Origin of the sequence: Salinicoccus sp. ID82-1 (genome assembly GCF_021991715.1) — a bacterium.
GTDB classification, from domain to species: Bacteria; Bacillota; Bacilli; order Staphylococcales; family Salinicoccaceae; genus Salinicoccus; species Salinicoccus cyprini.
Window position 1 is genome coordinate 150,134 of sequence record NZ_JAGFLY010000005.1, and the last position, 24,841, is coordinate 174,974.

General features: G+C 49.8%; 23 protein-coding genes. 12 read left to right on the plus strand and 11 right to left on the minus strand.

All coding sequences use genetic code 11. From position 1 onward, the window contains the following. Nucleotides 1-37: 37 nt before the first annotated feature. Nucleotides 38-1,138: a DsrE/DsrF/DrsH-like family protein gene (locus J4760_RS12180; RefSeq protein ID WP_237605894.1), complete on the minus strand. Its 1,101-nt coding sequence runs from the start codon at nucleotides 1,136-1,138 to the stop codon at nucleotides 38-40. 117 nt (nucleotides 1,139-1,255) lie between these two features. Continuing rightward, nucleotides 1,256-1,525: a metal-sensitive transcriptional regulator gene (locus J4760_RS12185; RefSeq protein ID WP_237605974.1), complete on the minus strand. Its 270-nt coding sequence runs from the start codon at nucleotides 1,523-1,525 to the stop codon at nucleotides 1,256-1,258. A gap of 424 nt (nucleotides 1,526-1,949) precedes the next feature. On the opposite strand from J4760_RS12185, the gene abc-f reads away from it, so the two are divergent. Beyond that, nucleotides 1,950-3,431, plus strand: coding sequence for a ribosomal protection-like ABC-F family protein (gene abc-f, locus J4760_RS12190; protein ID WP_237605895.1), 1,482 nt, complete (start codon nucleotides 1,950-1,952; stop codon nucleotides 3,429-3,431). 91 nt (nucleotides 3,432-3,522) lie between these two features. Here abc-f and J4760_RS12195 read toward each other — a convergent pair whose 3' ends face one another. Then, nucleotides 3,523-4,872, minus strand: coding sequence for a dihydrolipoyl dehydrogenase family protein (locus J4760_RS12195; protein WP_237605896.1), 1,350 nt, complete (start codon nucleotides 4,870-4,872; stop codon nucleotides 3,523-3,525). A 104-nt stretch (nucleotides 4,873-4,976) separates the two neighbouring features. Further along, the gene (locus tag J4760_RS12200) at nucleotides 4,977-5,486 is read right to left on the minus strand and encodes a cupin domain-containing protein (RefSeq protein WP_237605897.1); all 510 of its coding nucleotides are present in this window, start codon (nucleotides 5,484-5,486) and stop codon (nucleotides 4,977-4,979) included. Nucleotides 5,487-5,674: 188 nt separating this feature from the next. Between J4760_RS12200 and J4760_RS12205 the strand changes: the two genes are divergently transcribed. Then, nucleotides 5,675-6,223 carry a GNAT family N-acetyltransferase gene (locus J4760_RS12205; protein WP_237605898.1) on the plus strand — a complete coding sequence of 183 codons (549 nt, stop codon included), beginning with the start codon at nucleotides 5,675-5,677 and terminating at the stop codon, nucleotides 6,221-6,223. 116 nt (nucleotides 6,224-6,339) lie between these two features. Here the strand turns inward: J4760_RS12205 and J4760_RS12210 are convergent, their stop codons facing one another. The 6 genes from J4760_RS12210 to J4760_RS12230 all read right to left on the minus strand — a co-directional run bounded on the left by J4760_RS12210 (nucleotide 6,340) and on the right by J4760_RS12230 (nucleotide 11,907). Beyond that, entirely contained in the window at nucleotides 6,340-7,473 is a 1,134-nt protein-coding gene (locus J4760_RS12210) for a trans-sulfuration enzyme family protein (RefSeq protein ID WP_237605899.1), read from the minus strand. Between the two features lie 150 nt (nucleotides 7,474-7,623). Beyond that, complete coding sequence (locus J4760_RS12215; RefSeq protein WP_237605900.1) at nucleotides 7,624-8,907, minus strand: CBS domain-containing protein; 1,284 nt, start codon at nucleotides 8,905-8,907, stop codon at nucleotides 7,624-7,626. A gap of 66 nt (nucleotides 8,908-8,973) precedes the next feature. Further along, the gene (locus J4760_RS13280; RefSeq protein ID WP_255695451.1) at nucleotides 8,974-9,102 is read right to left on the minus strand and encodes a hypothetical protein; all 129 of its coding nucleotides are present in this window, start codon (nucleotides 9,100-9,102) and stop codon (nucleotides 8,974-8,976) included. 86 nt (nucleotides 9,103-9,188) lie between these two features. Next, on the minus strand, nucleotides 9,189-10,037 hold the full coding sequence (locus J4760_RS12220) for an aldo/keto reductase (RefSeq protein ID WP_145288642.1): 849 nt from the start codon (nucleotides 10,035-10,037) through the stop codon (nucleotides 9,189-9,191). A gap of 56 nt (nucleotides 10,038-10,093) precedes the next feature. Then, nucleotides 10,094-11,440: a dihydrolipoyl dehydrogenase family protein gene (locus tag J4760_RS12225; RefSeq protein ID WP_237605901.1), complete on the minus strand. Its 1,347-nt coding sequence runs from the start codon at nucleotides 11,438-11,440 to the stop codon at nucleotides 10,094-10,096. 5 nt (nucleotides 11,441-11,445) lie between these two features. Beyond that, entirely contained in the window at nucleotides 11,446-11,907 is a 462-nt protein-coding gene (locus J4760_RS12230) for a MarR family transcriptional regulator (RefSeq protein ID WP_145289011.1), read from the minus strand. Between the two features lie 148 nt (nucleotides 11,908-12,055). On the opposite strand from J4760_RS12230, the gene J4760_RS12235 reads away from it, so the two are divergent. From J4760_RS12235 to J4760_RS12275, 9 genes are all read left to right on the plus strand, one after another. Beyond that, entirely contained in the window at nucleotides 12,056-12,922 is an 867-nt protein-coding gene (locus tag J4760_RS12235; RefSeq protein ID WP_237605902.1) for a putative RNA methyltransferase, read from the plus strand. Between the two features lie 59 nt (nucleotides 12,923-12,981). Then, complete coding sequence (locus J4760_RS12240; protein WP_237605903.1) at nucleotides 12,982-13,242, plus strand: DUF2188 domain-containing protein; 261 nt, start codon at nucleotides 12,982-12,984, stop codon at nucleotides 13,240-13,242. Nucleotides 13,243-13,657: 415 nt separating this feature from the next. After that, nucleotides 13,658-14,635, plus strand: a complete 978-nt coding sequence (locus J4760_RS12245; RefSeq protein WP_237605904.1) for an alpha/beta hydrolase fold domain-containing protein — start codon at nucleotides 13,658-13,660, stop codon at nucleotides 14,633-14,635. Between the two features lie 14 nt (nucleotides 14,636-14,649). Then, nucleotides 14,650-14,853, plus strand: coding sequence for a hypothetical protein (locus tag J4760_RS12250; RefSeq protein WP_237605905.1), 204 nt, complete (start codon nucleotides 14,650-14,652; stop codon nucleotides 14,851-14,853). A 99-nt stretch (nucleotides 14,854-14,952) separates the two neighbouring features. Next, entirely contained in the window at nucleotides 14,953-15,942 is a 990-nt protein-coding gene (locus J4760_RS12255) for a LacI family DNA-binding transcriptional regulator (protein WP_237605906.1), read from the plus strand. A 101-nt stretch (nucleotides 15,943-16,043) separates the two neighbouring features. After that, complete coding sequence (locus tag J4760_RS12260) at nucleotides 16,044-17,450, plus strand: sucrose-specific PTS transporter subunit IIBC (RefSeq protein WP_237605907.1); 1,407 nt, start codon at nucleotides 16,044-16,046, stop codon at nucleotides 17,448-17,450. A 13-nt stretch (nucleotides 17,451-17,463) separates the two neighbouring features. Then, nucleotides 17,464-18,912: a glycoside hydrolase family 32 protein gene (locus J4760_RS12265; protein ID WP_237605908.1), complete on the plus strand. Its 1,449-nt coding sequence runs from the start codon at nucleotides 17,464-17,466 to the stop codon at nucleotides 18,910-18,912. 131 nt (nucleotides 18,913-19,043) lie between these two features. Continuing rightward, nucleotides 19,044-19,640, plus strand: coding sequence for a class I SAM-dependent DNA methyltransferase (locus J4760_RS12270; protein ID WP_237605909.1), 597 nt, complete (start codon nucleotides 19,044-19,046; stop codon nucleotides 19,638-19,640). A gap of 30 nt (nucleotides 19,641-19,670) precedes the next feature. Further along, nucleotides 19,671-20,966, plus strand: a complete 1,296-nt coding sequence (locus J4760_RS12275) for a DUF5050 domain-containing protein (RefSeq protein WP_237605910.1) — start codon at nucleotides 19,671-19,673, stop codon at nucleotides 20,964-20,966. Nucleotides 20,967-21,119: 153 nt separating this feature from the next. On the opposite strand, the gene J4760_RS12280 is transcribed toward J4760_RS12275, so the two are convergent. Continuing rightward, nucleotides 21,120-23,378, minus strand: a complete 2,259-nt coding sequence (locus J4760_RS12280; RefSeq protein WP_237605911.1) for an ATP-binding cassette domain-containing protein — start codon at nucleotides 23,376-23,378, stop codon at nucleotides 21,120-21,122. 168 nt (nucleotides 23,379-23,546) lie between these two features. Here J4760_RS12280 and J4760_RS12285 point away from each other — a divergent pair, with 168 nt between their 5' ends. Beyond that, nucleotides 23,547-24,533, plus strand: coding sequence for a zinc-binding dehydrogenase (locus tag J4760_RS12285; RefSeq protein ID WP_237605912.1), 987 nt, complete (start codon nucleotides 23,547-23,549; stop codon nucleotides 24,531-24,533). Nucleotides 24,534-24,841 lie beyond the last annotated feature (308 nt).

Sequence of the window (24,841 nt, forward strand, 5' to 3'; positions counted from 1 at the left end):
AATTGATTGTGAGGAACGCGCAGGGCAGTCTGTTCAATTATATGAACAGGTTCAGGTTGCCGTTTTCCGCATCGCCGAGGTAGGTGCCTACGCCGCCGAAATTGACGTTTGGCAGCAGTTCATCTTTGTCAATGGCCATGATATCCATACTCATCGTGCAGGCGACCATTTTGACGCCGAGCTTATCCGCCTTGTCAATCATTTCAGTAAGCGCGTCGACTTTTTTCCTTTTCATTACATATTGGATCATTTTCGATCCCAGACCGAACATGTTCATGCTGGAGATCGGCAGTTTGGCAGCGGATTTCGGCATCATCATGCTGAATGCCTTGTCCAGACCGGATTTATTCTTTTTCGGTGCATTTGGATCCTTGATGACATTGAGTCCCCAGAAAGTGAAGAACATGGTGACATCTTTGCCCATACTTTTTGCGCCGGTCGCGATGATGAATGAAGCCAGTGCCTTATCCATATCTCCACTGAATACGACCATTGTTGCACCATCTTTTGTTTCGACCATCTGATGGCCTTCGCCGGCAGCCTTGGCCTGTGGTGCATTCTTCTGCATCACTACTACAACATTATCTTCTGATTTTTCATTTTTAAGAATGGAATTTCCAGTCTTGCGTGCCCATGCTTCGACATCCGTGCAGAATCCAAAGTCTGTGACCGTGATTTCCATCTGCTGTCCCGGCTCCAGTTCTCCCATCACTTCATTGACCTTAAGGAGAGGGCCTGGACATTGGAGCCCGCTTGCTTCGACTTTTACCCGGTTTGGATCAATTTCAACATTCTCAGTTGATGCCTCTGCAGTTTCGTCTGCTGCTTCGTCTGCACTGTTGTATTTACCAGTGTATGCAGAGTAGCCTTCTTCAAGGTTCACTGCGTCGAAACCATTGCGTTTCAGTATCTCCACTGCATTTGCACCGCGTTTTCCGCGCTGGCAGTATACATGGATTTTCCTGTCTTTTGGAAGTTCTTCGAGGCGTTCTTCAATTTCATTTACGGATACATTGTCTGCCCCAGCAATGTGCCCCATCTCGTATTCAAAAGGTTCTCTGACATCCAGCAGATATTCGTTTTCTTCGACCAGTTGGTCGGCCTCGCTGATGTGATAATTTGTTTGTGTCCTACTCATAGTAGTGAATCATCCTCCTATTTTTAAATACCTATAGGGGTATATTAGCATCATCTTTATCCTTTGTTAAATACCCAATGGGGTATATTTTGATTTAAATAAAAACAGATGATCTCATCATCTGCTCTTATTGAGTAGTTCAACTGCTTCTTTCACCAATTCATCCGTATCTTCGTCCGGATTGTTCATGGTCTCTTTGACACATTGTACAAGATTTTCGCTAACAATAACATTCATCGTCCGATTGAGTGCACTTTTGGCTGCGCTTAATTGAGTGACGACATCTTTGCAGCTTTTACCTTCTTCAATCATTTTCAGGGCGCCATTAATCTGACCTTGCAACCGGTTGATCCTGTTGACAATGGCTTTGTCGTAAGTAGCCTGCATTTCAAGTTCGGTCATCAAACTCACCTTCCTGTATGGTTTATTGTCTTCATTATAAATCTGCTGGCACAATAAGTCAAATACCCCCACAGGTATAAAGGGTTAGGATGGATCACTGTGTTTACAGTCACCAAGTATCTTAACGTCGTATTAAAGAAGTTTGGAAAAGGGCGGAAAGTTTAACAGTCATTGCCGAAAACTGAATAGAATGATAAAATTGCACCAACAAGTAAAAGGGGTGAACTTTAGGCCGATGAGAATATAATCCTTATTCTAAACGACAACATAATACGTCATGGTTTATTTCGTGATGCTAATTTATGTTGGAATAAGGGTTATATCGGATAAAGTGGGCAGGTATGTGTATTTGCTGCACCTATTTTTGGATATATGCGCCTTATTCCGACAGGGAAAGAGGTGCTTTTTTATGTTGGAAATAAATAGCTTAACATTGGAAGTGGAAGGGGAACAGTTGCTGCATGTCGATCAGGTGCGGGTTGTGAAGCCGACGATCATCGGGCTGATTGGGGATAACGGCACAGGGAAGACGACGCTGCTCCGGCACATTGTAGAGACGCACGACAACGTCACCTACATCCCACAGATCAAGGAGACAGAGGGGATGAAGAGCGGGGGAGAAACGACGAAGCAGTATCTGCTGGATGGGCTGAAAGAGTACAGCCAGATCCTGCTGCTCGACGAACCGACGACCCATCTGGATGAGAACAACATCAGATGGCTGACAGGTAAGCTGAAGCGGTATGATGGCATCGTTGTAGTCATTTCGCATGACCGGCATTTCCTCGATCAGGTGGCGCGTGAAATCTGGTCGATCGAGCAGAAGGCGCTGTGCAAATATCCCGGCAACTATACGAAGTTCAAGCAGGTCCAGGAGGAGAAGCTCAGGCGGCAGCAGGAAGAGTACCGCCAGTATGTGAATGAGAAGAAAGCCATTGAAGATAAGATCAGACGCAAGAATGACCAGGCGGCACGGTCGAATGTTGCGGAAGGTGTGGATCATGGGGACAGTGGCTCGAGTCCGTACTTCAACAGGCTCCAGAAGAAGCTGCACAGTACATCGAAAGCGATGGCGTCCCGGCTCGATCATCTGGAAGAGAAGGAGAAGCCGGTGGAGAAGAAGGAAATCATCTTCCATAGTGATACTGAGAATAAATACGGCAACAAGATGATCATCCGCTTCGATGCTGGTGTGTCTATCGACGACAAGCTGCTCATACAAAATCCCGGTCTGTATGTCCGCAACGGGGAAAAGATTGCCATCAGCGGTCCGAACGGCAGTGGCAAGACAACACTCATCAATCGTATTGTCACCAAGTATGATGGCCAGCTCAACATCGGCTACTTCCATCAGAACCTGGAAGGGCTGGATGCGGATCGGACGATTCTCGAGAATGTGATGGATACGGCCACCTACGATGAAACGACCGTCCGGATCATGCTGGGGCGGCTCAATATCAGACGAGACGATGTCCATAAGCCGGTCAAGCTGATCAGTGGGGGCGAGCGCATCAAAGTTCAGCTAGTGAAGATACTGGTCATGGATGCGGATATTCTTATCTTAGATGAACCGACCAACTATCTCGACATCCATTCGGTCGAAGCACTGGAATCCATGATTGTGAACTATCCGAACACTGTCCTCACCATCAGCCATGACAGGCGCTTCAAGGAGAACATCTCGGACAAGGAATATGTCATCAAAGACCGGACATTGAAAGAGAACGTCACGGTACGGACGAAAGACGAGACGGAAGAAGCACTGATGGTAGTTGAAAATAAGATATCACAGGTGCTCGGTGATATGGCCGACGGTTCGACAGAGGCTTTGGATATGAAATTCCAGGAGTTGATCGCCGAGAAGAAGCGGCTGGTAAGCGAGCGGAAATAGAATTGGAAGACAAAGCTCCCCCAATCTGCAGAAAGCAGGTCGGGGGAGCTTCATTGTTCAGCGGTCTATATAGTGATCGGGTTCAATTATTTTAGAGCATGGATCCAATATCAGAAGCGGCAGTGGGGTACGCATAGGTCACCTGTTTAAGATCCGCTGTCTTTAATTTGAAGTGGATCGTAGTGGCAAAGTGGTTGATCAGTTCATCTGCTTCCCGACTGAGCAGGTGGGCGCCGAGCACCTGATCGGTATCTTCATCAATGATGATTTTAACCATTGCGTACTTTTCATTCGTCCGCTTGTACGTATACCATTCCGCAGTATCAATTTTATTGACCCTGATGTTGTAGCCTTGTTCTCTGGCTGCTTCTTCCGAAAGTCCGACAGCAGACAGTTTTGGTAGTGTAAATACGACACTCGGCATCACTTCATAGTCTGGTTTCTGCTGATTTCCATCCAGTAGATTGGCAGCCACGACCTGGGATTCCATCGAGGCAATCGGGGTTAGCGGCAGCCCTTTTGTTGCTGCGGCATCTCCTGCTGCATATACACGCGGGTTGCTGACGCTTTGCAGATACTCGTTCACGGAGACGCCATTCTTCTCGCTGTCCACATTTCCTTTTTCAAGGTCCAGGTCATCGATTTCAGGGACCCGGCCTGCACCATGGACGACGCAGTCACCTTCCAGTTCAAAGGGTTCTCCATTTTTCTCGCCTTCGACCGTAAAGGAATCATCGGCCTTCCGAATGGACTTCACTTCTGTATTCAAGTGGACCTGAATGCCGTTCTCTTCAGAACTTTTCACCAGCAGGTCGACCAGCTCCGGTTCAAAGTTTTTCAGTGGCCGTTCACCGCGTTGGATGATGTGCACTTCGGCACCCGCACGGGCTGCGATATGCGCAAACTCGAACGAGATATACCCGCCCCCTACAAAGATCAGTTTTGAGGGCAGCTCATCCAGTTCCAGAAATTCGTCACTATATGTCAGATGCTCGGTTCCTTCAATGGGCAGCTCGACCGGCTTTGCGCCAGTCGCAATGAGAATGTGTTTTCCTTTGAGCTGATCATCCTCAACTTGGATCGTTTCTTCATCCATGAATGATGCCCGGCCATGAAAAGTATGGATCCCTGCCTTTTTCAAACTTTCTATTTTCCCTTCAGGTACGGGTTCTGTAAAGGTGCGTTTGAAATCCATCAGTTCGGACCAGTTGATGGCCGTGCCGGAAGTGATGCCTTTGCCGTTCATTCTTTCTGTATCATCAATCATTTCTGCTGCCCCTACAAGTACTTTTTTAGGGTCGCAACCTCTCAGTGGACAAGTGCCGCCGTAAGGACGTGAATCTATCATGGCCACTTCCCATCCTGCATCCCTGCACTTCATCGCAGCAGTCGTCGCAGCAGACCCTGTACCGACGACAATCAGATCAAAATCATATTTCATTTTTAGACAGCTCCTCTTTGATTTAAATACCTTCTTCCATATCTTCTCTTATATTCAAAGAGTTAAACACGCACGCGATCGATGTACGGTTGTTTTTCATGGAATCAGCCCTTCCAGTGGTCGAAGAGCGGTCCATTTTCACCGAATACCGGATCGTACTGGGGCAGAGGGACCTGTCTGATGTTTTCAATCTTTTCAGGTCTTTCTTCCGCTTTACCATAGTTCATATCAAAATCGACACCTCCCGGATAGGCGCCGTAGTTCGCATAATCGTCGCTGGCATCAATCCGCTTATGCCCATAGCCGGCAGGGAGGATGATGACATCCCCTTTCTCTGCTTCGACCGTTTCCCCCTGTTCACCACCGAGCAGCAGCGTGGCACTGCCTGCTTTCACTGCGAGCACTTCATGGGTGTTGCTGTGGTAGTGGTGGAAAGGATGGACGGAACCGAGCCAATCTCCGGACCAGTCGTTCGTATTCAGGATATTTGGGATATCATCGCTTTCCTCAAACACATTCTTATAAAGCAGAAGCGGAAGATCCGGATTATTCGGTATGCTGCCGTCATCTTCCATTTTCAATGGAATGATTTCAATATCTTCAATACGTTTCATTTTTATCCTCCTTTATGATGCTTATCAATCTTTTACCTCTCTGTTCTGAAAATAATCATCATGCAGACTGCGGACAGAGTTCAGACGATCAGCAACAACACTGTGTTTACCTAAAATGGTATGATTGAAACCCATTCGAATAGTGCTGATCCACTATATATAGAAAAAAGAAGCGGGGAGGAATCATCATGAATATAAGAATACTGGATGCAGAGGACGCCGGGCAGTACCAGTTGTTGAGGCTGGAAGGACTGAAGACGGATCCAAGTGCCTTCGGTTCCACATATGAGCGGGAAACGGAATTGTTACTGGAGGATTTCGAACAGCGTATTGCGCCTTCAGAGAACCAGTTGACTGTAGGCGGTTTTGATGAGACGCGGCTTGTATGCACTGCTTCCTTCATCAGATCACAAGAACCGAAGTCGAAGCATAAAGGGTCGCTGGTGGCGATGTACTGCAAAAGCAGCTACAGGGGAACAGGAATCGCAAAAGAGGTAGTGCGCCACTTATTGGACAGGGTAAGAGAATTGAAAGGAATAGAGGTTATAAATCTTGCAGTCGTGACGGAAAATACGAGAGCCACGGCATTCTACGAATCATTCGGGTTCGAGATATATGGGACAGAACCAAAAGCCATGTTCGATGGCAAGAAATATTATGATGAAAATAAGATGGCTTTGGATATGAAGGACAATTCTTTCGTGACTAATGAGAATATTAGAGAAGAGTGGCGCTGACGGGGGATTGCGGGGTACAACTTGATGGACGAGCCCCATCAGTAAGTGGAAATGCCGCACGGAAGATGAATTCCATGCGGCATTTTCTATTGATACTTCGTCGGCATCGTTTTTGGTTATATCCTCGACAGGGCCTGGTCCAGGTCCTCCTTCAGATCGTCCACATTTTCGATGCCGACGGAGACGCGGAGCAGGTTCTCTGGTGCCCGTGTCAGTTCCTTTTCTACAGAGGCACGGTGTTCGATGTAGCTGTGTGTGCCTCCGAGACTGGTTGCCTGTGTCAGGATCTCCACTGTATTGGCGACTTTCAGTGCCTCTTTTTCTCCGCCTTTGACCTGGAACGACAGCAGTCCGCCGAAGTCGCTCATCTGCCTTTTGGCGATGTCATGGCTTGGATGGCTCGGCAGTCCTGGATAATGGACGGCTTCGACCCTGTCATGCTGTGCCAGAAATTCTGCAATGGCTTTTGCGTTGGCACAGTGCACCCGCATTCTTGCGGACAGGCTCTGTACGCCCCTTAAGGCAAGCCAGCAGTCGAATGATGACGGCACGGCCCCTTTGGCATGCTGCCAGTTCCTCAAGTTGTTCAGCATCTGCGTATCGTCCTTTGCGACGACGGCACCGAGGAGCAGGTCGCTGTGGCCGCCGATATATTTGGTCACTGAATGCAGCGAAAAGTCGACGCCGAGTGCAAGCGGGCTCTGCAGCATCGGTGTTGCGGCCGTGTTGTCGATGACAGTGTAGGCGCCTGCTGCAGCGGCGATGTCCACGACGGCTTCAATATCGGTGATCTTGATCTGGGGATTGGACGGGCTCTCCATCCAGATCAGGCCGGTATCTGCACTTTCGACCATTTCCCTGAGAGCCTCGAGATCGGTCATATCCACCGTGACGATGTCATACCGTCGGCCGATGTCCGTCTCGGCGAGCAGTGTACGGACGCCGAAATACATATCATCCGCCATGACGATGCGCTGGGGTTTCTCAGGGGGGAGGGCTTCGATCACCGAGGCGATCGCTGCCATTCCAGAAGCGTATGTCACACAGTCATGACCATCTTCCAATTCGGTGAGGCACGCTTCCAGTGAGCGACGGTTCGGATTGTCCCCGCGGCTGTACATGAAGCCGTCCGTATAGGTGCCATCCTCGGCCCTCTCGTATGTAGTGGAAAGGTGAATCGGGGTCGTGACCGCCCCTGTGACCGGATCGACCTGGCGTCCGGCATGGACGGCTTTTGTCTCAAAACGCATAAATATCCCTCTCTTCCTAAAATGTATACATGCTCCATTATATAACTTATCGGCTGAATAATCATTCAGTCGAATGCCTCCCGGTTTTATCGCGGAGGTGTCGGCGGCACCAGCAGCATATGCCGATGGTATAAAAAGATGAAGTATGATTCAACTGTGCAGGACTTCTATAATATCCGTCCGTGTCACAATACCGATCAGCTGTCCGTCTGCCATCACAGGCAGCCGGCCGATGTTATGGGTGATGATCAATTCCTCCACTTCCTCGATGGTCGTCCCGGGCTCGACTGTAATCGGATCGTGGCTCATAAAGGCTTTGATGGGGGCATGGCCTAAACCATGCTGATTCGCCTTCTCGAGATCCCGTCTTGCAATGATCCCGATAAGCCTGCCATCTTCAACTACAGGACAGCCCGAGTAGCCCCCGCGGTCCATCAAGTGGCCGGCCGCTTCGATCTTGCTTTCAGGCGCAAGCGTTGCCACTGGGCTCGACATGATATCCCGGGCAGTGACCGCCGTTTTCAAAATAAGGTCAAGGCGGCTGTCCACCTCTGCCAATACATCATCCAGTTCACTTCTTCTTACTGTTGCAGAGCCTGCCCGCGGATGACCGCCGCCGTCAAACTGCTCCAATATCGGACGCAGGTCGATCCTGTTGGAACGCCCGCGTCCGACGATGTGGACATGTTTCTCCATCTTTACCACTGTGAGCACAGCATCTGCACCGCTGATCTCCAGCAGTTTGTCGGTGATTGTTGCGAGTTCTATCAAAAACTCATCAATCTGATGCGCACTGACGATTACTATCAGTCCATCCTTCTCATATGTTTTCGCCCCGCTGAACAATCGGGTCAGCAGATGCTGCTGTTCGGGATTCAATTTATAATCGGAGAATCGCTGGATCACTTCCAGATTCATATTCTGCTCCAGCAGAAAACCGGCCACCATAAACTCCCGGTGGGTGGTGTTCGGGAATGTAAAAGCGCCTGTATCTGTATAGATGCCCAGACCGAAAAGTGTGGCTTCAAGTGGAGATATTGGTATTTTTCTTTTTATGATTTCTTCCAGCAGCAGTGTCACTGTTGCACCTACCGGCTCGATGACTTCGTAGTCGCTTTTCACATTGTTTCCGCTCGGAGTGTGGTGGTCGTAGACGGTGATGGTCATCTGCTCTGCATCGAGCTGATCCGTGTAGTTGCCGAGTCTTGATAAAGAGGCGACATCCACCAGAATGAGGTCAGTCACTTCAGACCAGTCGACAAGCGTATCTTCAATCCAGTCGAAACTATCCCGGTAGATCGCCAGGAACTGTCTTACAGGTGCCGTCTGCTCATTGGGTATGACAATCTTCGCCTTCGGATAGAGCTTATTTGCCGCTATCAGGGAAGCAAGCGCGTCGAAGTCGGTATTCACATGTGAAATGATGATCTGCATGACAATCACCTCCGTGTCGAACGTTTGTTTATACAAGTATATCATTTCCGCCAGATGTAAAAATACTCAATTGACACTTGCCGAAAATATAATGAAACTGCTGTGTGCTTTGAGCCGTCTGCCCTGTGTTCTCTTCATAAATTTCCCATCCCCGCCCACGATCTCGAGCTTGAACCCACCACTGTACTTTCTCATTAAAAAACACCCTGAAAGTTAGAGTTTCAACTCTAACCTTCGGGGTGCAGTATCTCTTCAAAGACTCTTTTCATTTTCGTCCAGCTTTAGAAATCCACTTCGTTCGGATTCATGCCGGAGAAGCCGACATTCTCCATTGCATCCATCTGCTTCATGTCTTCATCGGAGATTTCGAAGTCGAACACGTGCGTATTTTCTTCGATTCTTTCCGGTGTGACGGATTTCGGCAATGGCAGTGCGCCGTTCTGCAGTACATATCTGATGCACAGCTGTGCGACTGATTTGTCGTATTTCTGAGCAATTTCTTTAAGTGACTCATCTTCAAGCAGGCGGCCGGATCCGATCGGACTCCATGCTTCAACAAGGATGTCATACTGTTTGCACAGGTCGACGACACCGTTCTGGGTGTGGCCTGGGTGGTATTCAATCTGGTTGACCATCGGTTTCACTTCAGTTTCAAGAAGTGGCTCCAGGTGGTTTGTCATGAAGTTGGATACACCGATGGCTTTGACTTTGCCTGCTTCGTAGAGCTCGGTCATGGCTTTCCACGTTTCATTGTTGATCTCTTCCCAGTTGTCGAACTGCTTCTGGTTCGCCGGCCAGTGGATGAGGTAGAGGTCGAGATAGTCTGTATCGAGTTCTTTCAACGTCTGTTCGAAAGCGGCTTTCGTCTTGTCATAGCCACGCTCTGAATTCCACAGTTTGCTTGTGATGAAAAGATCCTCACGGGCGACGCCGGATTCCTTGATCGCTTTGCCGACGCTGCCTTCATTTTTATATGCTGCGGCTGTATCGATATGGCGATAGCCGGATTCGATGGCTTTCTTTACCGAGTTTACTGCCGTCTCTCCATCTGGTGTCTGCCAAGTTCCAAAACCGACACATGGAATTTCAACACCATTGGTTAATGTGAATGTGTCTGTCAATTTCTGCATATCTGTTGCCTCGCTTTGTCATTTAGTATTTGATACATATGAATTATATACCATTCCTAGAGCATCTCAAACTTAAGAAGATCGAGAACGCCGCTGGATGGGCTCGGGAAAGCAAAAATCATGCTGGAAAGATTTTGCACTGTAATCTGCTGGTTGACAGCGAATGTCAACACATTGACGAGGTCTGCTGCATCATTGCCGTAGATTTCAACGCCAACGAGCTGCTTGTTCTGATTGAGGACGATGTCCATTTCCGCTTCTGTCTCATTCTTATATTCGAACACCATGCGTTCACCGAACTTCACCGTCTTCACAGTGTAGTTGTCATCTTCTTCCGCCTCAGCTACGGTGACACCAATGGAAGAAAGTCGTGGGAGCGTATAGAGTACCATCGGGATGGCAGGGTACTCGATCGGGTCCGGATTCATACCGAGGATATGTGCTGCGATATAATCCGATTCGAACGTCGCTGTCGGTGTCAGTTTCGGGATGTCCTTATCGAGCACATCACCACTGGCATAAATATTCGTTTGCGCAGTGCGCAGGAAGCTGTCGACTTCGACACCCTTCTTGGAATAGCGGACCCCCGCATTCTCAAGCCCAATGCCAGCCACATTCGGCACGCGACCTGTCGCATCGACGATATAGTCCGTACCCATATTCAACCCGGATTCGGTCTTGAGCGTATAGTCCGTTTCATTTTTGACAATCTCAGTTGTACTTTCATTGGAATGGAACTGGACACCTTCCACTTTCAGCTTGTTCATCAGTTTGTCGACGTGTCCTGTGTGGAAGCCTTCCAGATATTCGTCCGAGTGGTTGATGATGTGTACCTCGGCACCTGTCTTGATGGCGATGGAAGCAAATTCGAACGTAATGATGCCGCCACCGATGAATGTAATGCGCTTAGGCATCTCTTCAAGATCCATGAACTCACGGCTCGTATGCGTGTATTCCTTGCCTGTAATATCCAGTACATTACTGTGCTGGCCGGTTGCGACGACGATATTATCTGAAGTCAATGTCTTGCCATCGACTTCAATCGTATGGGCATCCTGCAGCTTGCCGTATCCCATATGGATGTCGATGCCGGCATGTTCCATCATCTGCTGCATGCCGTCAGACATCGGATTGATGACCTGCTTCTTATACTCCATGAGTGACGGCCAGTCGACCGTGACATCCTGACTGAGAATGCCTTTATAGTGTCCCAGTTCCTCAAGTACTTCAAATGGTCCTTCGAGGAGAATCTTCGGGTTGCAGCCGTAATTCGTACATGTGCCTGCGATTGTATCTTTCTCGATGATTGCAACACTTTTTCCTGCCTGTCTGAGTGTCAATGCTGCATGCCATGCCGCATGGCCACTTCCGATGAATGTAACATCATAATCATAATTTGCCATTGCTGTCATTCCTCCATTTTTGATTCATCCGTCAATAAAGTTCTGAGTGCCGTCTCAAGCTGGCTGATCGTTTCCTGTGTGTCGTTGTACTGGTCGATATCGAGGTGTTCCTTGCCGATGCATTCGGCAATCGCCTGCTGGATCGGTCCTTGCGATTCCTGACCTTCAGCAGTCAGATGGACCGTCAGCTGCCGTCTGTCATGAGCGGATTTTTCACGCGTCAGCCAGCCGGCGTCCTCCATCCGGCGGAGCAGGGGTGTCAGCGTATTGCTTTCCAAATAAAGGGCATCTCCAATCTGGTGCAGCGTCTGCCCATCTTCCTCCCACAGTGCCATCAGCACCAGATATTGCGAATAGGTCAATCCGAAATCCGAAAGTGCGCGCTGGTAGAATTTCGTAAAGAGCCGACTCGTATTGTAGACCGAAAAGCAGAGCTGGTTGGCCAGTCTGATATGATCTGTCTGCAAATCATTCACCCACTTTCAATCGTGCACGATTAATTGAAGTGTAGAGCAGCACGGACACAGTTTCAAACATTCTGCTTCAAAGAATTGATGGAAGGTATCACATCCTCTATTATTAAGAAAAGATGAGTGACGCAACTGGAGGAATATGATGAAGAAGAAAGAAAAGAGTGCCGCGCAGGTCAGTGAGCATGCAGCACTGATCCGCTGTCCTATATGTGGCGGGGAGATGCATGTCGAAACGTTGGCAAGCCTCGTGTGCAGTAATAGTCATGCATTCGACTTTGCCAAGCAGGGCTATGTCAATATGCTGAATAAGCGGGTGACTACGCAGTACGATCAGACACTGTTTAAGAACCGACGGGACTTCATTCTGGAGAGCGGCTTTTATAGTAGGATGCATGGAGTGGTTGTGGATATCATACATCACCTCGGCACCGATGATATGACCGTACTCGATGCAGGCAGTGGGGAAGGATCTCATATGGAACGGATACTGGCAGGAGTTGAGGGGAAACACCTCGGCTTCGGTATCGACATTGCCAAGGAAGGCATTCTGATGGCAGCTAAAAACTATCCCGACTCAATCTGGTTTGTTGGGGATCTGGCGAACCTTCCGCTGAAAGACAGTAGCTGTGATGTCATCCTGAACATCCTGTCACCTGCCAACTACAGTGAATTCAGCCGGGTGATCAAACCGGACGGTGTCGTCATCAAAGTTGTACCACAGTCCGGCTACTTGGGAGAACTGCGTGAAGCACTGTACCGGGATACGGATAAGGCCGAATATGATAATGCGGGTACAGTCTCGCTGTTCGATGAGAACTTCGAAGTGCTGGAACGTGTTCAAGTAAAAGAAAAGGTGATGCTTGATCGTGCGGCCCTCGCGAATCTGATCCATATGTCGCCGCTCGCGTGGAACCATGAAGCGGGCGAGCTGGATGATTTCATTTCAGAAGAAAGACCGGTGACCATCGATCTTGAGATACTTGTCGGCAGGTCTGTCATCAGTGTTTAGCTTCACACCCCTTGAGGTAAAGTATAATCGTATTCAAGATAATGCTTAGGAGGGGTAGAATGGCAGATCAGAATAATGATAATCGTGGGAACTACTTCGAAAAAAGAGAAGGCACGAGTGATGCACGCTACCACGTGGTGCCAGGTGAGGATAAGAGATGGGCAGTGAAAGAAGAAGGTAAGGACGATCCGGTCTATACAACGGATAATAAGAATGAAGCTGTGGATGAGGCGAAGAAGAGAGCAGAGGAAGCGGGCTCCAAAGCAATCATTCATGATGATGAAGGGACAATCGAGGAACAGATTGAATACGATCAGTAAACGATTGTCCTCAACTTCAAGGTGGAAAGACATTCAAGGCATTGGATGTCTTTTTTATTTTTATGGCACTTTTGATGACCCTATGAGATGCTTCCATCGTTTTCTCTATTTAAAGTCATCATTCATAGGGTAGAAGGAAGGAAAAGTTGCGATCGCACTACCGATCAGTCTGCGGCAGCAATTCCCGTCCATGACCTTGAGGGATTTCTTTTCCGTCGCAAACATCGGCGCGCATATGAATGAGGATGTGACACTTGATGATATCATCAAAGAAGTGACCGGGCAGCTCGGACGCCGCTTCCATATATGATGATTGAAAATTCAGGAAGTATCAGCTCGACTTCCTGGCTGGCCAGATCCATATTTAGTTTTATTTTTATGATAAGAAGGTATGAGAAAGAAAGGGGTGGGTGACATGAACAGAATTCTAAAAGCATCAGCAGTCCTCGTTTCGGCAGCCGGTGCCGGCGCGATGCTCTATGCCTTGCATGTCATCCGTCTACATAATGGAAGTATCGGCAGCAGGGTGGCAGAGGATCTCATCAGAATCGTCAATTCCGGTGCTGAACCATTGGATCAGAAGCGGACAAATAGTAAGATTGGAGAGAATCGAAAAGAACATAAAGTTGCAGCGGGACTTATGAATTCTGAGGTGGAAGCATTCTATAAGGACGGGATGAAAGTGTTCAAGGTTCGTCCAGAGGGAGAGATGTCGGAACGCAGTGTATTTTACTTGCATGGCGGTGGATATATCAACCAACCCTCACTGTTTCACTGGCTCTTCGTAGACCGCATGGTCCAGGATACCGGTATGGCGTTCATCGTGCCGATCTACCCGAAAACGCCTGAGTATACATTCAAAGATGCCTATCAGGCGGTGTCCGACTTGTACTTGGATCTCATTGAAGACCATCCCGAAGGTCTGGCGCTCATGGGAGATTCTGCGGGTGGTGGTCTGGCGCTCGGCCTTAGCCAGTGGCTCAGATCAAATGGACATCCATTGCCGAAACTACTGGTCCTGATCTCTCCTTGGCTCGATATTACAGTCGATAACCCGGAAGTCAACGTTTATGATGCGCTTGATCCGATGCTTGATGTGTCGAGTCTAAAGGATGTCGGACGAGCGTGGTCAGGTGATGCAGATCCATTGGACTACAGGCTTTCGCCGATGTATGGAGATCTGACAGGGCTGCCGAAGATCGGCCTGTTTGCAGGCACACGGGAGATCTGTCTGCCGGATGCAAGAAAGTTTGCATCCCTGCTCAAAGAGGCACACGCTGAACATGTATACTATGAGTATCCATGGATGAACCACATTTTTCCCTTATACCCGATCAAGGAAGGGCATGCAGCAAGACAGCAGATCGTAAAGTTGCTGGATGAGATGGAATAGAAAGGAGTGATATCATGTACAGACTGATTGCTATGATCACAACATTCATTTTCATCTTCATCGGCGGCTACACCACTTCCATGGTGCACGAATCCCATCGCCTGGTCTCTGGGGTTGTGACGGGTATCGTTGCAGTGATTCCCAATGCCATTGTATCGGCACGGGATGGAAGGAGGAGAAGAGACAGGAGGGAATTGGCCGAAGAAATAGCAGAATGATCACTCACAAGACAGCGCCGGCGTATACTATAATGCCTCCAAATCTGATATAGTCAAAGCATCATAGATATTAGTAAATAGAAGCGCAGGTGAGGTCCGATGATAACCATCAACGATATAGCGAAGCTGGCAGGTGTTTCAAGAACCACTGTGTCCAGGGTGATCAATAATTCAGGGTACATCAGTGAAAAGGCCAGAAAAAGGGTGATGGATGCCATCGCTGAAACTGGTTTCGTGCCAAGCCAGCATGCCAAGTCGCTGAGGACAAAGCAGACGAAAATCATCGGTGTCATCCTGCCGAAGATCAGCACGGATACGTCATCGAGAACAGTAGATGGCATGACGGAAGTCTTCGAGGCACAGGGCTACCAGATTCTCCTGACGAGTACGAACCTCGACAGGGAGAAGGAGATCGAGCACTTGAGGCTGCTGCAGAACCGGCAGGTGGACGGCATCATTCTGATTGCGACGAATACGAGCCAGGAACTGGTGGATGAGATCAAAGATTCCAAAGTACCGGTTGTCGTGGTCGGTCAGGAGATTCATGATGTGCCGTCCATCATCTTCGATGATTATGCTGCCGCGCGCCATATGACACAGCTGATGATCGAGAAAGGGCGCAGGCATATCGGCTACATCGGAGTGGATGAAGAGGACCGTTCAGTCGGGATTTTGAGGAAACAGGGCTACACTGATGCGATGGCAGCGCATGGACTTCATATGGAGGACGCATGGGTACAAAAAGGCGACTTCTCGATCGATTCCGGCTATGCAGCGATGGAACGCATGATGCTTGCATCATATGAACGTCTCGACGCAGTGTTTGCAGCGACGGACCGGATGGGGCTCGGTGCCTGGAAGTACTTGAAGCGTCATGGGTTTGATATTCCGGGTGATATTGCTGTAGTCGGCATCGGCGCGTCTGAAACTTCGCATTTCATAGACCCCGCACTGACGACGATCGAGTACGCGCATGCACAGGCGGGGCGGGAATCGGCCCTTGTCATGCTGCAGGTGCTGCAGGATGAAAAAGAGTTTTCTGATAAAAAAGTACTTGACTTTAACCTCGTTGAGAGAGATAGTTTATAGTAAGGTGAGGATGAAAGCGTAATCATTCGTTTTCATTTTTTTCTGCACAAATGTGGAATCGATTCCCTAATTCAGACTATTTAGTAAAAGGAGTGTTGAAAATGTCGGAGAACAAAAGGATTGCCAAGGAGATCATCGAGGCAGTAGGGGGAGAAGAGAACATTTCCTCCGTCGCACATTGCGCCACACGGTTGCGTCTGATCATAGATGATAGAAGCAAGATCGATCAGGAAGGTATCGAGAATATTGATAAGGTGAAGGGGGCATTCTACAATTCCGGCCAGTACCAGGTCATTCTTGGAACGGGTACGGTCAACCGGATCCACGAAGAGATGCTCAAATTCGGTTTTGAAGGATCAACCAAAAGCGAAGCGAAAAAGGAAGGCGTCAAGAAGGGCAATGTCATCCAGCGTGCCATCCGCTCGTTCGGTGATGTCTTCGTGCCGATCATTCCGATTCTCGTCGCTACAGGTCTGTTCATGGGTCTGCGTGGACTCGTCGTTCAGGAGCAGATCCTGGAAATTTTCGGCCTGGCACCGGAAGATATTTCCGAGAATTTCCTGCTGTTCACCCAGATACTGACGGATACGGCGTTCATCTTCCTGCCGGCACTGGTCGCCTGGTCGACATTCCGCGTCTTCGGCGGCACACCGATCATCGGTCTGGTGCTCGGTCTGATGCTCGTCAGTCCTGCACTGCCGAATGCATGGGATGTGGCTGGAGGTGGCGTGGAGCCGATCATGTTCGCAGGCTTCATTCCGGTCGTCGGCTATCAGGCCTCCGTGCTGCCGGCCTTCATCGCCGGTATCATCGGTGCCAAAGTGGAACGCTTCATCCGGAAGCGGACGCCGGAGGCGCTTGACCTGATTGTGACGCCATTTCTGACACTGCTGGTCATGATCACGCTGGCACTCTTCCTGATCGGCCCGATCTTCCATGCGCTGGAAGGGGTCATACTGGAAGCGACATTAGCCATACTCGCATGGCCGTTCGGGCTCAGTGGCATTCTGATCGGTGGACTGAACCAGATCATCGTCATCACGGGCGTCCATCATATCTTCAACCTGCTTGAAATACAGCTGCTTGATGAACTCGGGGCGAACCCTTACAACGCAATCGTTACCGCCGCTGTTGCGGCACAGGGTGGGGCAACACTTGCGGTCGGTCTGAAGACGAAATCGAAGAAGCTGAAAGCACTGGCGCTGCCATCTTCATTTTCAGCATTCCTCGGTATTACCGAACCGGCAATATTCGGTGTCAATCTGCGCTACGTCAAACCGTTCATTGCCGGTCTCATCGGCGGTGCAGCTGGTGGTTTCGTCGCCTCCATATCAGGGCTCGCTGGCACCGGCATGGCGATCACCGTCATCCCGGGTACGCTGCTCTATCTGAATGAACAGATCTTCATGTACATCCTGGTCAATCTGGTGGCGATTGCTGTGGCATTCGTTCTGACATGGATGTTCGGGTATAGTGATAAAGAAGCCGAAAAAATCACAGAAGAGTAGAGGGAGTTTTGAAATGTTTCAAAAAAGCGCGTTCCAGAAGCATATTGATGAAAAGGTTGAGGATAACAGGCGCTTGGTTGAAGCGGATCCGCATCGGCTGGACTATCATCTGATGCCGCCTGCAGGCCTTCTGAATGATCCCAATGGACTGATCCATCACCAGGGCATATACCATGTCTTCTTCCAGTGGAATCCTTTTGAAACAGCCCATGGAAAGAAGGCCTGGGGGCACTATGTGTCGGCAGATCTGATCAATTGGACACTTGAGCCTGCGGCCCTCATTCCGGATGCGTGGTATGACAAGAATGGCTGCTATTCCGGCAGCGCCGTCATGCACGATGGCAGGATGCATCTTTTCTACACCGGCAATGTGAAGGATGAAGGCGATAGAAGATCCACGTATCAGTGTCTGGCAGTCTCAGAGGACGGTGTGGACTTTGAGAAGAAAGGTCCGGTACTGCATCTGCCGGATGGCTACACCCCCCATTTCAGGGATCCGAAAGTGTGGAAAGAAGGCGACCGCTGGCTGATGATCCTCGGAGCCCAGAATATGCAGGGCAGAGGGGAAGCGGTCCTCGCAAGCTCAAACGACCTCACGGACTGGGAATTTATTGGGCCAATTGCAGGCAGTGGGATGAATGGACTTCCGGACTTCGGCTATATGTGGGAGTGCCCGGACCTCTTCACGCTTGATAGCAAAGACATTCTGATCGTCTGTCCGCAAGGGCTGGAAGCAGAGGGAGATGACTATCCCAACCTGTTCCAGGCCGGCTACTTCGTGGGAGATTTCGACTCAGTGGCCAACACGTATACACATGGTGATTTTGTGGAACTGGACAGGGGATTCGATTTCTACGCACCACAGACATTTACGGATGATGACGGACGCAGAATTCTGATCGGCTGGATGGGAATGACGGATGACCAGGAACAGGACCAGCCGACAATCCGGAACAACTGGATCCATGCATTGACCATTCCACGCACACTCGAAATGAGAGATGGTGTACTGGTGCAGCAACCGGTTGCCGAGCTCAGGCAGCTGCGCGGAAAAAGAAAGCACTACTCCCAGCTGGCGTTGGAGAAAGACGTGGCATTCCGTGAAGTCGCTGCACCATCGAGTGAAATACTTCTGAAATTCAACCGTCCGGTCGATGGCAGGTTCGAAATGGAGATCAGGAACGACCTGAAGATCTCCTATATGGATGGACGGTTCACTGTCCAGAGGAAAACTTTTGACGGCGCGTCTTCCGAGCAGCGTACTTTCGCTCTTGATACACTTTCCGGGCTGCAGATTTTCCTGGATCGTTCATCTGTGGAAATCTTCATCAATGGCGGAGAAGCGGTCGCGACGAGCAGATACTTTCCTGCAGAAAATGATGACACGATTGAAATCAGAGGACATATGTATTTCGATCTTTCCTTATGGACACTTGAAGGCAGTGCAATAAATATGTTCTGAGCATAAGATCGAGCCGGGCAGCTGCCCGGCTCTTTTTATTTGAAGTCCAATCAATTGTATCAATGTTATAAAGTGGGGCGTCTATGGTACATTCTATATAAAGGAAGCTATACGGAAGGGGATGTGCAAAAATGACGGACAATATATTCGACAGCATGGCAAAGCGCTATGATACAGAAGATCGGAAGGCGCTCGCCGATGTCATTGCGAATGAATTCAGGCGGGAGCTCGCAGGACACGAGTATCACTCGATGCTCGATTACGGCTGCGGCACCGGGCTTGTCGGCCTGCAGCTCACAGATATGTTCGACCGGACGACGCTTGCTGATGCATCGGACCAGATGGTGCAGATTGTGAAGACCAAGATCACTGATGAGGGGCTTGAACATGTGGAGGCAATCCATCTGGATCTGACTCGGGAACAGGCGGATATTGAAGTGGATGTCATCATCATCTCACTCGTCCTGATCCATGTACCGGAAGTTGAGGTGCTGTTGTCAGCACTGTATAAAACTTTGAATCCGGGCGGCAGACTTCTGATCATCGATTTTGATAAGAACCATAATGTCTACCACCCAAAACTGCATAACGGATTTGCACACGAAGAAATGCGCGGTCTGCTTTTGGAAGCAGGCTTTACGCCGAGTGCTGTCAGAACGTTCCATGAAGGTCAGCAGCTTTTCATGAAGCAGGATGCCTCCATGTTCATCACAACCGGCAGCAAGTAGCACAGCGCCATACACCAAGGAGGAGATATCATGAAAAAGAGAAGCGCGCTGCTGATACTGATCGGCATCGTAGCACTTCTGTTCATCGGGACAGTCAGCTACGGCATCCTCACTCCCAATAATGCATACCAGCACCATACAGGTCTCGGCGAATCGATTGATATATCTCCGGATGATGAGCATCTGGCGTTTTCCTATTATAAGGATGGTGAACAGTCCATCTATCTCGGAAACCTTGAAAACGGCAGTACGGAGGAAGTGGTGCCGTCCGGTACAGCCCAGAATAGCCACCCTGAATTTTCACCGGATGGAAAAGGCATGATCTATTTTGCTTCGCAGGAGGATGGGGTGAACATACTCCACTATCTGCCCGCACCGGGGGAGGAACCGATCCAGCTGACTTCTGATGATATGCATGTGTTTGAGGCAATCATTTCACCGGATGGCAATACCGTGTATTACATCGCCATGCCGTCAGCGGACTTCAATCAGCCGCCTGGAAAGCAGGACAATGGCAGTGATATCCACCGTGTCGACATCGACAGTGACTCGCATGAGAAGCTGACTGATAAAGATGCTTACGATATGCGGGGACTGAATATGTCACAAGATGGCGAGACGCTTTATTATGCCGGTTCTGATGCTGGTGAGGTCATGACCAGCTATGATATCGAAACAGGTGAGGAGGCGGAGTACCATGTTTCCGATCTGCCTGACTATGTTTCACAACCGACGCTGTCACAGAATGGGGCGCAGCTGGCCTACGTCGCCCAGGATGGGGAAAACGAAAATGGCACATTCATCTATGAGCTGTTCCTCATGAACACCGAGAGTGGAGAGACAGAGCAGCTGACGGACTATGGCGCTTCAGTCGCTTCACCTGCATTTTTCACCCATACCAATCGTCTGGCACTGCTGGCTGAGGAAGATTGGCCGAGTGAACCGTCGGAATTCGAGCTGATGACCGTGTCCGAAAATGGAGGCGATCTCACCAGCATCGATCTGGCGCTGCCTCAAGATGGAAACGGCATTGGGTTCTGGGCGTTTATCGACCGGATGGTCAATGCAGTGACCCTGTCGGTACTCTACCTGCTGATGTTCGGTCTGTCCATTGCGTACATGCATATGCGGAGCAGGACCTACCTGCCGGTCATCATCAGTGCAGTAGTCGCAGGTCTCACTATCGTCGGTGCCATCATCGCAGTAGCCAGCAACCCGTGGATGGCCATCGGCCTGACGACGCTGGCCATATGGCTGGGCGGTTTTACGTTGATACTCTGGATATTTGCATTTGCATATCGGAGGATGGCAGGGGAAGCAATATAGGGGAATGCCGAAATATACAAGCAAGGGAGCAGACAGATGTCTGCTCCCTTATTTGGATTTTTTCATTAATCTCATTGTTCCTTTTTTGTTTTCTATCATCATGCATTTGAGTGCCACATTGAAGTTTGTTTCATAAACGAGCCTCACTTATTTTCATGCTTCCACATATTTTTCCAGATGGCTGGCTGTTACTGAATTCTCGACTTCAAGCAGTCCTTGCGGTGCACCGCTGTAGAGGATGCGTCCACCTTTTGCACCGGCACCGGGGCCGACATCGATGATCCAGTCGGCATGGGTCATCATGGTCAGGTTATGCTCGATGATGACGACGGTGTTGCCCTGGCTGATCAGCTGCTGGAAGCACTCGAGCAGTGTCGGTATGTCATCTTCATGCAGGCCGGTCGTCGGTTCATCGAAGATGAATGTCCTGCCGGTTGCGTCACTATCAAGATGGCGGCTCAGTTTGACGCGCTGGATTTCTCCGCCTGAGAGTGTATCGAGCGACTGGCCGAGTGTCATATAATGCAGTCCGGTATCTTTGACCGTTCTGAGACGGTCGGTGACGCGGGTATTGGTCGTAAAGATTTCTAGTGCCTCTTCGACGGTCAATGCCAGAATATCTGCGATGGAATAGCCATCGACTTTGGCTTCGAGCACTTCCGGCCGATATCTCGTACCGTGGCATACTTCACATACTTGGGAGAAGTCCGGCATGAAGGCGAGCTCGGTCTTGATGACGCCTTTGCCGTTGCATTCCGGACAGGCGCCTTCAGAGTTGTAGCTGAACATGCCTTTTCTGAGCCCGGTCGCCTTGCTGAAGAAAGTGCGTATCTCGTCGAACAGATCCATATAGGTCAGCAGGTTCGAGCGGTTGGATGCACGGACCGGCTTCTGGTCGATGAAGATGGCATCCCTGTCCTTCTTGAAGCCGGTACGGATGAGCGTACTCTTGCCGGAGCCGGCGACGCCGGTGATGATGGACAGTGCTGATTTTGGTATATCGACAGAAACGTCATGCAGGTTGTTCTTTGTTATATTTTCCAGGCTGATGAAGTTTTCCGGTTTCCTTGGATCCTGCTTCAACTGATGCGACCGTTTCAGTGCCGTGCCGGTTGGTGTATCGGACGCTATCAGTTCCTGGTACGTGCCTGTGAAAATCACTTCACCGCCATGCTGGCCGGCGCCGGGGCCGATGTCGATGACATGGTCGGCAATATCGATGACATCCGGGTCATGTTCTACGACAAGCACCGTATTGCCCTTATCCCGGATCGAGCACATGATTTCATTAATCTTCTCGATATCTTCGGGGTGCAGTCCGACACTCGGCTCGTCGATAATATAGACGAGATCGGAGAGCGGACTGTTCAAGTGGCGGATCAGCTTGATGCGCTGTGATTCCCCGCCTGACAGGGAAGGGGTTTCGCGGTCAAGCGTCAGGTAGTTGAGGCCGACGTATGCGAGCGACTCCATCTGATCGAGCAGTGGCCGGATGATATACTCCGACTTTGGATCATCGAGCTTTTTCAGGAAAGGGATCGCCGCTTCAATGGACAGATGGGTGAAATCCGCGATATCGAGTCCGTCTATTTTACATGACAGCACCGTGTTGTTCAGTCTTTTCCCGTTGCATTCCGGACACTTGCGGCTGGTGACGACACGTTCCACATCATCCATGAACCGCTTCTTCTCGAAATTGTCATTGAGCAGGAAGGAGCGTCTGAAGCGGTGGACGAGCCCTTCGAACTTTGCGGTCCTCGGCCAGTTGTCCGGCGGATCCTTCAGCTTCTTCGGCTTCGTATAGAGGAAGGTCTCCATCTCTTCATCGGTGTAGTCCCTGAGCTTCTTATCGTTGTCGAACAGCCCGCTGTACAGATAGCGTTTGCCGCGCCAGCTGTCGGGTCTGAATGAAGGGAAGCGGATGGCGTCCTCATTGAGCGACCGGTCATAGTCGATCAGCTCATCGAGGTCGATGTCCTCCACATAGCCGAGTCCCTGGCACCGTTCGCACATGCCACTCGGATTGTTGAAGGAGAATATGTTGGAGTAGCCGACAAATGGTTCTCCAATGCGCGACCAGAGCAGGCGGACGGATGAGTAGATGTCGGAGATTGTGCCGACAGTGGAACGGGAATTCCCTCCGAGCCGCTTCTGGTTGATGATCATCGCCACCGGCAGATTCTCGATCCGGTCGACATCCGGCTTCTCATACTGGGTGAGCTGGTTCTGGATGTAGCTTGAATACGTCTCATTGAGCAGCCGTTCCGATTCTGCAGCCAGTGTACTGAATACGAGGGACGACTTGCCGGAGCCCGAGCGTCCTGTAAAGACAGTCAGTTTATGTTTCGGTATATCGACGCTGACATTTTTAAGGTTATTCTGGTTCGCACCTTTGATGCGTATATATGACATAACTTTCACCTCTTCAGTCCAGTCTACCCGAAGAAGCCATCCGGGACACGTCAAATTACGATAAAAGACGAGACGTGTTTATTCCAAGGTGGTTCCAGGGAATGATAGAAGTGGACACAATAGAAATTAAAGAAGCTGGCGCAATAATATAAAAGGAGCGATTGAATCATGAAAGCATGGCAACTGAAAGACTCCGGAAGCATCGATAATCTGAAGTGGGAAGACGTGGATGATCTTCATGCAGATTCAGGCGAACTGGTCGTCAAAGTGGTCAGTACTGCGCTCAATCCGGTGGACTACAAGCTGATCGAATCCGGCAATCCAAAATGGGACTATCCGCATACGCCAGGTGTTGACCTGTCAGGTGAAGTGGTGGAAGTCGGGGAAGGCGTCTCAGACTTCGAAGTGGGAGAGCGCGTTGCGATCCATACGGATATGAGCAGGCCGGGGGCATTCGCCGAAACAGCGGTCGTCAATGCAACGGCTGCTGCAAAAATACCGGACGGTGTAACATTTGATGCGGCAGCGGCATTGCTCACTGCCGGAATGACGGCGTACCAGGCAGTCGTGCAGAAACTGAATGCTGCAGATAAGGAGACGATTCTTGTCCACGGCGGTTCAGGCGGTGTCGGCGGATTTGCAGTGCAGCTGGCGAAAGAGCTCGGTCTCACTGTATACACAACCGCATCCGAAAAGAGCCATGACAGAGTGAGAGCCCTCGGTGCTGATGTGGCAATCGATTATAAGAATGAAGACGTGACCAAGCGCATCATGGAAGAGACGAAAGACGAAGGCGTCGATCTGATTTTCAATACAGTCAGCTCGGAAGAGGCGACAGCAGACCTCGATCGACTCGCATTCGCCGGGCAGCTGGCCTATATAGCCGGCGCACCGGATACGAGTGACGTAAAGCCATTCACATTGTCACCTTCCATCCACGAAGTCGCACTTGGTGCGGCGCACGCCAGCGGCTCTGAAAAGGCAGTGAAGAACCTCGCCTATATGGCAAGCGAACTGATGCAGAGAGTGGCGGCAGGCAATCTCGATCCGGTCATCAATGAAGTGCTTCCACGCGAGGAACTGCCGGAAGGGCTGAAGAAAGTGAAAAATAATGAAGTCGACGGGAAAGTCATCGTCAGAATGCAGGCAGAATAGTCATTAAGAAGCGGGATGCACCTTGGTGCATCCCGTTTTTTGTGTCTTATTACATATTGGATTACAAATGCTTTTTCCTTCTATTTTCTGCCGTACGAAAAATCTTTTCGTCTTCCCTTTTACCTATAGCAACAATTTCGATGATTTCAATGTTACCTTCGGATGACACTTTGAAAATCAGGCGGATTCCAATTTTATGGGTTTTCAATTCCTTAAAACCAGCCGGTTTTGAGTAATGTGTATTTTCTAGATCTTTACCTCTCTGATCCACGTACAATCAGTCGTGCTTCATCTGCTTCGACCCACCG